This window comes from Riemerella anatipestifer (assembly GCF_009670965.2).
Lineage (GTDB): Bacteria > Bacteroidota > Bacteroidia > Flavobacteriales > Weeksellaceae > Riemerella > Riemerella anatipestifer_B.
Genome location: NZ_CP073239.1, coordinates 1,000,296 through 1,012,185 on the forward strand (window position 1 = coordinate 1,000,296; position 11,890 = coordinate 1,012,185).

Sequence of the window (11,890 nt, forward strand, 5' to 3'; positions counted from 1 at the left end):
ATTAAGGATTAGCGTGGCGTTTTCGGAGGTTGGCTATGGTCTTACCGTAGGAGTTCCTAAACGGCACGCGTGAAAAAACAGCAAGCAAGAAAATAAAGTATAAACCATAAATAAAGAATAGAAAAATGAAAATAAAAATACCCTTAGGCGTTTTGGCTTTTTTAGGCTTTGGTCTGTCGGTGTATGGGCAGTACGAGAAGCGTGTGGGCATTAACACACCCACACCTCAAGCCACTTTGGAAATAGCTAAAATAGAGTTGGGAAATTTGCCCAGTGGTCAGGTGCAGGGCGTGATATTTCCCAAGTTAGAAACCTCAGAACGCAATACCTTTACCAGCAATGCAAAGGTAGGAATGATGATTTACAACCTCACCAAAAAGTGCATTGATTGGTACAATGGCACCCAATGGTCTTGCACGGACGGCACTCAAGCCGATATTCCGCCTACGGTGGTTGAGGTTCCGTCCAGTCTCCAAATTAAAGGCACTGATAAGCGGATTGCATCGGTTTACGATGCAGATTTTCTCCCGTTCACTACCCCTACGCAAGCGGCGAATTGGAACACCTCAATCCCTGCGGACGGAGCGTCCGAAACTATGACGATTGATTATCAAGGGAAGCTAACGACCAGCGGCTACGAGGTTCAGATTCCTGTGGTAGCTACGGGCTCGGGAACTTTGCCGGCTTATAGTGTTGGGACTTGGGTTTCTCCTGCGTACACTCAAAACGGAGTGGGGCGAATGGTGGTTCTATCTTGGGGAGAGCAGTCTTTTACTACGAGTACCCGTTGGATTACGGCTTCGGTGAAGGCGTTGGGTGGCGATTTATTGGTGAAGAAGTTGGACATCAACGGTGGATTGGGAGCGGATATGAGCGGTAATTTGATGGCGTCTTTTCCGCTTCCGGGGACAACGGAAACATTTGAACTAAGGGCGATAGCCGCCGTTCCAGATAGGTATTTTGATAAGAAAACCAATACATATGCAGGAGACGATGCAAGCAGTTCTACTTGGGCAGCCAATGAATACGAGCATCAGATGCTGTATGTCCCGATAAAGGGCTGGGACGGCAAAATATGGTTGAATATGAACTTAGGAGCCGACTATGCCAAGGCTGGAGGAAGCGACTTTGATTTGAACGCTGCCTACACTAAGACCGACCATAAAGCCTACGGCTCCCTCTTCCAATGGCAGCGGAAAGCAGACGGGCACGAGCTTATCAACTGGACCTCTTCCACAAGTGGTACGCCTAAATATAATACTCCCACCTCTGCTTTATCTAATTCTTGGACGAACCCAGGTAGCAGGAATTTTATCGTAGGTCATGGTTCAAATTATTATAGTTGGGTAGATATTACCTTAAATAATGCAGATACTCAAAAAGATTTATGGCAGTCAGGGCAATCCAATAACCCTTGTCCTGTGGGGTATCATGTGCCTACGCACAACGAGCAAATCGCTTTACATAATGCCATTACGGGACAGAGTTTAGGTAATAGTTCCTCTTATTCTTCGGCGATGTGGAACGAGCAAGTGCTCCGCCTGCCTGCCAGTGGTTTCTACGGCTACGGCTATGGCTTGCTCAGCAGTCATAGCAGCGGCGGCCACTTGTGGAGCAGCGAGCAGAGGTATAGCGACAGCTCGTGGGAGCTATCGTTCAGTAGCGACTATAGCACCGCGGGCTACCACAAAGGTCGTGCCCACGGCTATGGCGTCCGTTGTATCAAGGATTAGCTGGGAGCGTTTCTTGTCTTGTGAGGGGCATTGCCCAAAACGGGACGCGTGAAAACAATTTGCAGGAAGCGGTTGCCTAACCGCACACCTGCAGGAGTGCCAAACAAGAAATAGTATAAATGTTAAAACAGAAATAGACAATGAAAATAAAGAAACACTTCAGCCTTTTGGCTTTCTTAGGCTTTGCCCTATGGGCATACGGGCAGTACGAAAAGCGTGTGGGCATTAACACCACCCAACCCAAAGCCACTTTGGAGGTGGCAGAGGTGCCGATTGATGAGAATAATAAGAAAAAACCTCAAGGCGTTATTTTCCCTCATATCAGTACCGCAGAACGGAACACCTTTACAAATGTACCCGAAGGCACAATGATTTATAACACCACCAAAAACTGCATCGACTGGTACGATGGGGCGGTATGGAAATGCACCAACGGCACACAGGTAGATGTGGCGTTTACTCCTTCGGAAAAGTGTTTAAGCCTCGTGTACGACCGCTGTTTCGGGAAGACCACTTTGGAATGTTTGGGCTACGGAGCCGATGTAAGGGAACACGATTTTATATACTGTGAAATTCAAGGACCGGACGGCAGAAGATGGCTCAACAATAACCTCGGAGCAGAATATGCACGAGTGGGTTCTTCGGTATTTGACCCGACAAAACAAGCGACTTCTAAAACCGACCATAATGCGTACGGCTCTTTGTTCCAGTGGCAGCGTAAACCAGACGGGCACGAGTTGGTTAATTGGAGTGGAGCAGTAAGTGGGACTATGAAGTATGGGTATAACCCTATGCCTTCTGCCTCGTGGACTACACCTGGGGACAACCGCTCAATGGGAAATGCTGGGATTGTGTCGTGGGTTAAAGATGCGGTTAATACATCAGGAATTATGAATTTATGGAATGCAGATGGCGAGAACAATCCCTGCCCCGACGGCTATCGTGTGCCTACCAATACAGAGCATCAGACTTTAGTAACATTTATTCCTGACCTATGGAGTGAAACCACGATGAAATTGCCTGCAGCGGGGTATCGTGGCTGGGGCATTTCGTCCATTGCTTTAGGAAGTACGGGGGCAGTAGGGCATTATTGGAGCAATAAAGGTAATATTGATACTTCTTATAGCCTCAAATTTACTTCAACTGGCACAGAGGGTAGCCGTTCAGAATATAGAGCTAATGGTTTCAGCGTAAGATGTATCAAAAATTAGAACAGGGGGTATTAATACCCTATCAATTTGGGTAGATTTATGTCTTTTTTTAAGAGAGATTGAACCCAATTTACAACCCCTCTCAAAGTGCCTATAATAGAGGTATTAAAAAACGTAAGCATCTTTTTGGTAAAAGATGCTTACGTTTTGCCCAAAACCTAGTTACGTTTTTGTGAAAACCTGCTTATGTTTTTACAGAAACTTGGGCAGGAGTTTATTTTAGTTCTATCGGGTTGTTATTTTTTGCAGATTCTTCTTTGCTTTTTTCTTCCATTCTTCTTTTTGTGTTGGCGTCCATTTCAATCCTTATTGGTCCGCCACTTCTGTTAATGAACGAGAGAGGGTCTTCTTTAAACCTTTGTTCTATTTTTTGATAATCTTTCTTTTTAACCTCTATCGGTGCTGAACGATAGGAGAAAGAGGCAGGAGCTGCTATCTTCTTACTTTCTTTAAGGTCAAAGCTATAATCTCCTTTGGTATCTTCTACCTTTACAATAAGACCAGGAAGACCAAAAAATTTGTAAGGTCCGTCGGGCATTGGGATTTCTGTAGTAAACCAAGCGAGCCAAGTCCTGCCACCGTAGGTGGTTTTTGCCTTTTGGGTTTCATAATTACCTATTTTAGCGGTCTCGGGTAAAATTTCCCAAGTGGTAGGGTTGTTTTCTGTATAGCTGTAAGTATCGGCAGCAATACGGTTTTTAAAGGTGATGTTTTGGGAGGTATAATTTTTTTCTATGGAAAAATTGACGGCGGTGCGGTAGTTATCCATAGCTCCTCTATCAAAATTGAAATTTCTAGTTTCTCTCATTCTAGAAAATAGAGAGTCTCTTTGCATTCTTTTTTCGGAATAGAAGATGGATTTTTGAGCCTCAACATCTAGAAATACAGTTTCTGTCTTAGTTTGCGTTCTATTGGTAGAATCTGGCTTGAAACTCATTTCATAAACAAAACGAGTGGCTTGTGCTGCTAAAACCTGAGTGGCTAGTGCTAGAATTAAAAAGTAAAATCTCATAATGTGTAATTGTGATTTAAGTTTGTGCTATTTGATGAATTTCTTTTGTTCTTCGCTAGAAAGGAGCAAACAATGCTTACGGGCAATATTCATTCTGTTTTTGGCAACGAGGTCGTACATTTTGTTCCTAACGAATGTGGGAACAGCCTTGCCAATATTTAACAGCCTAAACTTACCGCCCAAAATACGACCTATTTTAATAACGGCATCAGACTTAGTAAGGTAAAATGCATTGGGTTTCCAAAGATAAAGCGTTGAAAAGTTAGAGGTAGGCAGATTTCTGTCCTTTAAAAAACTTTGCCCAAAGGAAGATTGCAGTGCCACAAACCTAAAGTTATCATTTTTGTCATTCTTAAGTACCCATTGCACCCATCGGTTACAGACGCCACAATCTCCGTCGTAAAAAAGGTAATATTTAGAAAAATCTAAATTCATATCGTTTTAATCTTCGTCCTCGTTTCCATTTGTGTTGGTATCAGAGGTCTTACCAATAGACTGCTTTAGGAAGTTTAGCAACTCTTGCTTTTGCCCATCAGAAAGTTTTGCTTCAGAATGTACCAGTAGGTAAGACTCTAGTGGCATACCTCCCTTTTCTATTTCTTCTATAGACTCTTCTATTTTTTCAGCTTGCTTTTCTGGGCTATAGGTTGCAAATGTAGAGAAATTAAGGCGCTTTCTTCCGTCATCTATATGCTCTTTTACAAACCAAGCTACAGGTTGTATATTGGTGTACCAAGGGTATTTGGTTTCGTTAGAATGGCAGTCATAACAAGCACTTTTAAGGATGTTTGCGGTAGACTCTGGCATTTTTTTAATTTGAACAAAATCCATCCCTTTGTCTACAGGCGGATTGGTTTTATCTATTTGAAAGAATTGGAGAATTACTCCAGCGGCTAATAAAGCCAACGCTACTTTTTTCATTTTATAAGTTTTATAAGTTGAGGAAGTAAAGTTATAAAAAATATGCCGTAAAATGATTTTTATGAAAACTTTTTGTAAGTTTATCCCCAATAATTAGAATGATGATGAAAATATTAATTATTAATGGAGCAAACCTCAATCTTTTAGGAACTAGAGAACCAGATATTTACGGATATATTTCTATGGAAGAAGTGTTGGCTAATTTGAAAGAAAAATTTGTGAAATATAAAATTGATTATTTTCAATCCAATCTAGAAGGTGAAATCATCAATAGAATTCAGAATGAAGACTACGATGCTTTGGTGATTAACCCTGGGGCATTCACGCACTACTCTTATGCTATTGCCGATGCACTTAAAAATCTTAAGAAACCTAAAGTAGAAATACATATTAGTAATATTTACCAAAGAGAAGAGTTTAGGCAGAAGTCTGTTACAGCAGCTTATACAGATGGTATTCTATCAGGTTTTGGTATTAAAGGTTACCAGTTAGCAGTAGCTGCAGTCGTAGATTTGATGTAACTTACTTTAGTATTTCACCAAAAATATAGTAGGCTATTAGCTGAAATAGTGCTATGAAATAAATTTATATTAAATTTGCAAGAATTAAAAAATGTAAATTATGAGTTGTGGATGTGGAGCATCTGGAAACTCTACTCATACTTGTGGGACAAAATCAGCCTCAGGGTGTGCTAGTGTAGACACCTGCGGCAATAGTTATAAATTAAGTGTTTTTGATTGGCTTTCAAATATAAAGCCGCCAGCACCTTCCCAAAATGAATTTGTAGAGGTAAGATTTAAAAACGAAAGGAAATGCTTTTTTAGGAATGTTCATAACCTTCCGCTTAGTATAGGGAGTGTGGTAACGGTAGAAGCAAATCCAGGTCATGATGTAGGGGTTGTAAGCCTTACTGGCGAATTGGTAAAAATCCAAATGAAGAAGAAAAAGGCAAATTCTGAAGAATGTCTTAAGATATATAGAGTAGCCAATCAGAAGGATATAGATGCGTGGCAAGCTATTAGAAACAAAGAGGAAGAAGTAAAGTTAGAAGCAAGAAAAATAGCGAGAAACCTTAACCTACAAATGAAAATTTCTGATGTGGAATTTCAGGGTGATGGTACTAAAGCTACCTTTTACTATACTGCTGAAGGCAGAGTAGACTTTAGACAACTGATTAAGGAGTACGCCACAATGTTCCGTACTAAAATAGATATGAAGCAGATTGGCTACCGTCAAGAAGCTTCTAAAGTTGGAGGAATAGGTTCTTGCGGAAGAGAGCTTTGTTGTTCTACTTGGCTTACAGATTTTCGTTCGGTGAATACCAATGCGGCTCGTTATCAACAGTTGAGTATCAATCCTCAAAAGTTGGCTGGGCAATGTGGTAAGCTTAAATGTTGTCTCAATTTTGAGCTAGATAGCTACCTAGATGCCTTAGATGCATTTCCTTCTACTAATACTACCATCAATACCGAAAAAGGTAAAGCGTTTTGCATCAAAATAGATGTTTTCAAAAAGAAAATGTGGTTTGCTTATGTAGAAAACTCTATGATGTGGTATGATTTAGATGTAGATGAAGTGAAAAAACTTATTAAGCAGAATAAAGAAGGTAAACAAGCTCAGCCTTTAGAAGAACTTAAAAGTCAAACGCTTCCAAAAGAGGTGCAGAGTGTGGATCTTATTCAAGAAGATAGCATAGATAGATTTGAGAAAAAAGATAATGCTAAGAGAAAAAATAGAAGGAGAAATAGTAATAATGAAGGAGGAAAATCTCAGAGCAATAATAAAAACCCTCAGAATAATCCAAATAAAGAGGCTGGAAGTGGTGAGACTAAGAAGCCTCGTCCAAAATATAAAAATAAAAGAAAACCTAACCCAAGAAATACAGATAATGACAAAGGTTAATGTTTTTTGGATAATGTTAGCGTTGTTCTCTTTAACTTCTTGCTCATCGTTTGGAGATGAAGAGGTTAAGATGAATGACCTTAATGGAGTGTGGCATAAAAATAACCCGCAAAAATTTGAGTTTGAAATAAAAGATGCTCAGAATCCTAAAAATATTATCTTTGTTATACGAAATAATAATGATTATCCTTTCAGTAACCTCTATCTCATTAGTAAGATAAGTAAGGGGAATAAGGTTTTAGGGAAGATAGACACCCTAAACTATGTGTTAGCAATGCCAAATGGAGAGTGGGTAGGCCGTGGTTTTGGTTCTACAAAGGAGGCATTATTTCAATATAAGGTTAATTATAAATTTCCTGAAAATGGAGTCTACAACATAGAGCTTAAACAAGCGATGAGAAAAGATACTTTAAAGGGAATAGAAGATATAGGGGTAACAATCCAATCATTAAAATAGAATTTAATTAAGATGACTTCTGATAAAAATCAAAAACAAACCTTTCCTCTTCCTCCTAAAAAGAAGAAGAATAACGGATATAAAAAATGGATTAAGCTAATATGGCTAGGTTTAGTAGGCTTTGTAGTAGGTGTAGCAGCTTTGTTTTTTGCAACCTCTCAAGGTCTTTTAGGAGAAATGCCAGATGTACAAGATTTGGAGAATCCTGATATTTATGTAGCTTCGGAGATTATCTCTTCAGATGGGGTAACTTTAGGTAAATTTGAAATGGAGAAAACAGATCCTATTACCTATAAGGATATGCCTCCTCATTTAATTTATGCTCTACAAGCTAAAGAAGATGAGAGATTTAAGGAGCATTCAGGGATAGATTTAAAGTCCATACTTAGGGCTATTCGTTTTGGAGGGGATAGAGGTGGAGGTTCTACCATTACTCAGCAGTTAGCGAAACTTTTATTTACTAAAAAAGCATCTACTAATAAGTTTAGAAGGGTTACTCAAAAACTTAAAGAATGGGTAGTAGCAGTAAGTCTTGAAAAGCGTTATACCAAAGAGGAAATCATTACGATGTACTTCAATAAGTTTGATTTTACATACAACGCTCATGGTATAGAAATGGCGTCAAAGATTTATTTTAATAAGAAAACAAAAGATTTAACACTTCCTGAAGCTGCTATGTTTGTAGCGATGTTGGAAGCACCTGTGGCTAATAATCCGCTTCGTAATGAGGAACGAGCTAAGAAGAGGAGAGATGTGGTACTTAAGCAGATGCTAGAAACAGGCTACATAGACCAAGCAACTTACGAAAAGGCAATAGCACAGCCATTGGTGGTGAATTATACTCCAATTAAAAATATTACAGAAGGAAATTCTGCTTATTATAAGTATTATCTTAGAAAAGAAATCGCTCAGTATCTAAAAGATTATGAGAAAAAGACAGGTAAGTCGGTTAATTTGTTTAGAGATGGGCTCAAGATTTATGTAACATTAGATTCTAGAATGCAGAAGTATGCAGAGGAAGCTATTAAAGAGCATTTAACTCAACTACAAAAATCTTTTGATGCAGAGCAGAGAAGAAACCCTAGCCGACCGTTCTATAAGGTAAGTAAAGACCGTCAAAATAGAATTATGATGAGGGCAGTTAAGCGCACGGGGCGCTATCAGCAGCTTTTAGCATCAGGTATGCCAGAAGACTCTATCATTATGGAGTTTCATAAGCCTACTAAGCTAACTAGATTTACTTGGGATGGAGAGGAAGAAGTTGAAATGTCTCCTTGGGACTCAATTCGTTACCATAAACAAATTGCACAGGCTGGATTAATGTCTATGGATCCATCTACGGGAGATATTAAAGCTTGGGTAGGAGGTATAGATTGGCAACATTTTCAGTATGACCATGTAAGACAAGGCAAAAGACAGGTGGGGTCAACATTCAAACCATTTGTTTATGCTGCTGCTATTATGAATTTGGGAATGACACCTTGTACACCTATTTCTAATGCAACATATACCAAGGGAAGCTGGAGAGTTTTAGGTTCTGGAGGTTCGCTTACTCTTAGAGATGCTTTAGCTCATTCTAAAAACCCTGTAGCTGCAAGGCTTATAGAATCTGTGGGAGTAGATAATGTAATTCAGTTAGCTAGAGATTTAGGAGTTGAGAGTGATATTCCTAGAAATAATACAATTGCATTAGGTTCTTCTGAGATTACAATATACGAAATGCTCGGAGCTTACAGTACTTTTGCTAACTTTGGTAACTATGTAAAACCTGAGATGATATGGCGTATAGAAGATGCCAATGGTAGAGTAATAACAGAAGTGAAATCTGAGTTAAAAGAAATAATGAATGAGAAGTATGCTTATTCTATGATTGATTTGATGAAAGGTGTGTCTGCTTACGGTACGGCATCGGGAGAGTTAAGAAGAAAAGGCATTAGTGCAGGTGTTGAAATCGCCGCTAAAACAGGTACAACTAACGATAACTCAGATGGTTGGTTTATAGGAATGGTGCCGAAATTAGCCACAGGTGTTTGGGTTGGTTGGGAAGATAGAGATACCCACTTCTGGAGTACAGGTGAGGGGCAAGGTGCTAAGATGGCATTACCGATATGGGCTTTATTTATGAAGAAAGTATGGGCGAATAAGAGCTTAAATATATCTCCAGAGGAAAAATTTGTAAAACCTTCGGATTGGACTAACGGTTGTGATGACCTTAGAGGTATGGGAGGCTATGGCGACGAAGGAGGCTTACAGACAATAGACCAGCTGAGAAATCCTAAACCGGTGGAATCTAAACCTAAAGGCTCTTCTACAGGACGGGAAGAAAATATAAATGAAAAGCTGAATACTTCCGAGGAAATAGATTTTAATCAATAAGAACATCTTAAAAAAACGCTCCTTTTTAGGAGCGTTTTTTTATTGATTGCTATAACAATTTTACTTTACACAATATTATCATTAGAGTATTAAAAAAGTAAAAACCCGTTTTGAAGTTCATTCAAACGGGTTTTTATTTATTTGTTATTACCTTTTTTTAAAGGGCATCAGTACAGAAAATCATGTATCTCACAGGAGTGGCAGATTTAAAGTAACTTCTTATATTTCTTAAATCACTTGCAGCAGCTTCTTTAGTAAAATAACTACCTGCTAATACTTTGTAATTTGGTCTAAGAGAAGCATCTAGTTGTACTTTTATATATGGGAATCTTCTTCTAAAGTATTGAGCAACTTCGTCCGCTTCATCCTTACTTTTTACTACCACGAGTTGTATTTTGTAACCTAATATTCTAGGATTCTTTCTGCAAATTTCAGCGTTAGATAAATTTTTATTAACGTTTGTTGTGTTAGAAGAAACAGTATAGTCAGATTTCTCTGTTTTCTTCACCGTACCTTCTTTTGTAGCACATCCTTTTTCTAAATTATCTAGCAGAGAGCTAATGTTTTTATCAGTAGTAATACTAAGCTCTATGCCTTCTAGTGTATCTTTTTTTATAACGGTATTTTGTGCATTACAAAAAGAAAAGGCTAGAAAGAATAAAGCATAAAAATTTGAGTTTATTAATTTTTTCATTTGAAAGTGTTAAAAATATTCGGCAAAAATACTAAAAGTAAAAAATATACCAAGTGCCAAAATTTAAAAAGATGATCTAATAGTTTAGAATAATTATAAATTAGTTAAATATGATAATTTACACCCATTCTAGTCTGTTAAATTTGTGTTAATGTCTTATTTTTGCCCAACTGAATATAAAATTCATTTTTATTAATAACCCAAGATTATATAAATGATTAGTTGGAGAAAGCATTACAAAAAGGGATTGATAGCTATAGGATTATTGCTATCAACTAGTGCTTCTGTGTACTCACAGGATGCTGCAAGTGGCGACCCAAAGAATGGGGAAACGCTTTTTAAAACCAATTGTGCTGCCTGTCATGCGTTAGATAAACAAATGGTAGGTCCTGCTCTGGGAGGTGTAGTTGATAGACTTAAAACCGAACAAGGGTTAGGTACAGATTGGTTACATAAGTGGATAAAAGACAACAAGGCTCTCAGGACATCGGGAGACAAGTACGCTAATGAAGTCTTTGAAAAGTTCAACAAGACGGAAATGACTACATTTCCAGGGCTTTCAGAAAAAGATATTGATGATATCTTAGCGTATACAACCAATCCACCTGTTGCTGAGCAACCTGCTGCTGATGCGGCAACGGAGGCTAATAATCTAGATGCTATAAAGAAAGCTCAACAAGAGCGTAGTAATACTACTATTGTTTTAGTGTCATTATTGTTTATTGCGGCACTACTAGTTTGGTTATTGCTAAGACTTAGACAGTTGGTTAAACTTAGCCAAAGTGATGAGCTGTCAGAGCTTAACGCTACAAGAACCCAATCTTTTGGTGAACTTTATCAGAAGTATCACTATGTAGGTAAGGGTATTTTAGCAGTATTGGCTGTATTGGCGGTTTATGGTGTTTGGAACTGGCTGATGTGGGTAGGTGTTTATAAAGGGTATAAGCCTGAGCAGCCTATCTATTTCTCTCACAAAATTCATGCGGGTGAAAATAAGATAGACTGTCAGTTGTGTCACTCAAGTGCTAAGTATGGTAAGGTTTCAGAAATTCCATCACTTAATGTTTGTATGAACTGTCATAAGAACATTTCAGAATATAAAGGTAGCTACATTGAACCTGGTAAATCTAAAGAATTCTATACTGCTGAGATTAAAAAGATTTACGCTGCAGTAGGTTGGGATGAAACTACTCAGTCTTATACAGGTAAAACTCAACCTGTGGAATGGGTAAGAATCCACAATATGCCTGATTTTGTTTACTTTAATCACGCACAGCACGTGGTAGCTGGAGAGGCGGCTATTAAAAAGGCTAAAAATGTAGATGTGGTTTGTAAGGCTTGTCACGGTGCTATAGATACTATGAATGTGGCTAAAATGGCAAATGATTTCACTATGGGATGGTGTATCGACTGTCATAGAAGTACAGAAGTAGATATGAATAACGATTACAACAAAGAGTATTTCAAAAACTTACATGATAAGTTGAAAAAACAGTACGGCGAAGGCACTAAAATTACAGTAGATGCTATCGGTGGACTAGAGTGTGGTAAATGTCATTATTAATAACAGAAAACTAGAAGTAT

The 11,890-nt window shown here is 38.5% G+C and carries 10 protein-coding genes and 1 pseudogene; 7 read left to right on the top strand and 4 right to left on the bottom strand.

What is annotated here, in order from left to right; all coding sequences use genetic code 11:
* Positions 1-125: 125 nt before the first annotated feature.
* Together D1J36_RS04605 and D1J36_RS09905 are read left to right on the top strand one after the other, a co-directional pair.
* On the top strand, positions 126-1,733 hold the full coding sequence (locus D1J36_RS04605) for an FISUMP domain-containing protein (RefSeq protein ID WP_154137398.1): 1,608 nt from the start codon (positions 126-128) through the stop codon (positions 1,731-1,733).
* A gap of 431 nt (positions 1,734-2,164) precedes the next feature.
* Positions 2,165-2,500: pseudogene (locus D1J36_RS09905) on the top strand (hypothetical protein); the annotation flags it as partial.
* Positions 2,501-3,158: 658 nt separating this feature from the next.
* Here the strand turns inward: D1J36_RS09905 and D1J36_RS04615 are convergent.
* Genes D1J36_RS04615 through D1J36_RS04625 form a run of 3 tightly spaced genes read right to left on the bottom strand, consistent with a single transcriptional unit; the run spans position 3,159 to position 4,877 of the window.
* A complete protein-coding gene (locus tag D1J36_RS04615; protein WP_154137400.1) occupies positions 3,159-3,956 on the bottom strand; it encodes a GLPGLI family protein in 798 nt (265 codons plus the stop codon).
* A gap of 27 nt (positions 3,957-3,983) precedes the next feature.
* Positions 3,984-4,391 (bottom strand): thiol-disulfide oxidoreductase DCC family protein, encoded by a 408-nt coding sequence (locus D1J36_RS04620; RefSeq protein ID WP_154137401.1) that lies wholly within the window; start codon positions 4,389-4,391, stop codon positions 3,984-3,986.
* A gap of 6 nt (positions 4,392-4,397) precedes the next feature.
* The gene (locus tag D1J36_RS04625; protein ID WP_154137402.1) at positions 4,398-4,877 is read right to left on the bottom strand and encodes a heme-binding domain-containing protein; all 480 of its coding nucleotides are present in this window, start codon (positions 4,875-4,877) and stop codon (positions 4,398-4,400) included.
* Between the two features lie 104 nt (positions 4,878-4,981).
* Between D1J36_RS04625 and aroQ the strand changes: the two genes are divergently transcribed.
* From aroQ to D1J36_RS04645, 4 genes are all read left to right on the top strand, one after another.
* Entirely contained in the window at positions 4,982-5,398 is a 417-nt protein-coding gene (gene aroQ / locus D1J36_RS04630; RefSeq protein WP_154137403.1) for a type II 3-dehydroquinate dehydratase, read from the top strand.
* Positions 5,399-5,498: 100 nt separating this feature from the next.
* The gene (locus tag D1J36_RS04635; protein WP_154137404.1) at positions 5,499-6,779 is read left to right on the top strand and encodes a PSP1 domain-containing protein; all 1,281 of its coding nucleotides are present in this window, start codon (positions 5,499-5,501) and stop codon (positions 6,777-6,779) included.
* On the top strand, positions 6,766-7,236 hold the full coding sequence (locus D1J36_RS04640) for a gliding motility lipoprotein GldH (protein WP_154137405.1): 471 nt from the start codon (positions 6,766-6,768) through the stop codon (positions 7,234-7,236). The genes D1J36_RS04635 and D1J36_RS04640 overlap by 14 nt, the downstream gene beginning before the upstream one ends.
* A gap of 12 nt (positions 7,237-7,248) precedes the next feature.
* Positions 7,249-9,612 carry a penicillin-binding protein 1A gene (locus D1J36_RS04645; protein ID WP_154137406.1) on the top strand — a complete coding sequence of 788 codons (2,364 nt, stop codon included), beginning with the start codon at positions 7,249-7,251 and terminating at the stop codon, positions 9,610-9,612.
* 157 nt (positions 9,613-9,769) lie between these two features.
* Here the strand turns inward: D1J36_RS04645 and D1J36_RS04650 are convergent, their stop codons facing one another.
* Positions 9,770-10,306, bottom strand: a complete 537-nt coding sequence (locus D1J36_RS04650) for an SPOR domain-containing protein (protein ID WP_154137407.1) — start codon at positions 10,304-10,306, stop codon at positions 9,770-9,772.
* Between the two features lie 214 nt (positions 10,307-10,520).
* Here D1J36_RS04650 and D1J36_RS04655 point away from each other — a divergent pair, with 214 nt between their 5' ends.
* Positions 10,521-11,870: a c-type cytochrome gene (locus D1J36_RS04655; protein WP_154137408.1), complete on the top strand. Its 1,350-nt coding sequence runs from the start codon at positions 10,521-10,523 to the stop codon at positions 11,868-11,870.
* Positions 11,871-11,890: the final 20 nt, after the last annotated feature.

Bases quoted from the DNA above. Each gene is read 5' to 3' on its own strand.
- D1J36_RS04605 (WP_154137398.1), top strand. From the start codon at position 126: ATGAAAATAAAAATACCCTTAGGCGTTTTGGCTTTTTTAGGCTTTGGT.
- D1J36_RS04615 (WP_154137400.1), bottom strand. From the start codon at position 3,956: ATGAGATTTTACTTTTTAATTCTAGCACTAGCCACTCAGGTTTTAGCA.
- D1J36_RS04620 (WP_154137401.1), bottom strand. From the start codon at position 4,391: ATGAATTTAGATTTTTCTAAATATTACCTTTTTTACGACGGAGATTGT.
- D1J36_RS04625 (WP_154137402.1), bottom strand. From the start codon at position 4,877: ATGAAAAAAGTAGCGTTGGCTTTATTAGCCGCTGGAGTAATTCTCCAA.
- aroQ (WP_154137403.1), top strand. From the start codon at position 4,982: ATGAAAATATTAATTATTAATGGAGCAAACCTCAATCTTTTAGGAACT.
- D1J36_RS04635 (WP_154137404.1), top strand. From the start codon at position 5,499: ATGAGTTGTGGATGTGGAGCATCTGGAAACTCTACTCATACTTGTGGG.
- D1J36_RS04640 (WP_154137405.1), top strand. From the start codon at position 6,766: ATGACAAAGGTTAATGTTTTTTGGATAATGTTAGCGTTGTTCTCTTTA.
- D1J36_RS04645 (WP_154137406.1), top strand. From the start codon at position 7,249: ATGACTTCTGATAAAAATCAAAAACAAACCTTTCCTCTTCCTCCTAAA.
- D1J36_RS04650 (WP_154137407.1), bottom strand. From the start codon at position 10,306: ATGAAAAAATTAATAAACTCAAATTTTTATGCTTTATTCTTTCTAGCC.
- D1J36_RS04655 (WP_154137408.1), top strand. From the start codon at position 10,521: ATGATTAGTTGGAGAAAGCATTACAAAAAGGGATTGATAGCTATAGGA.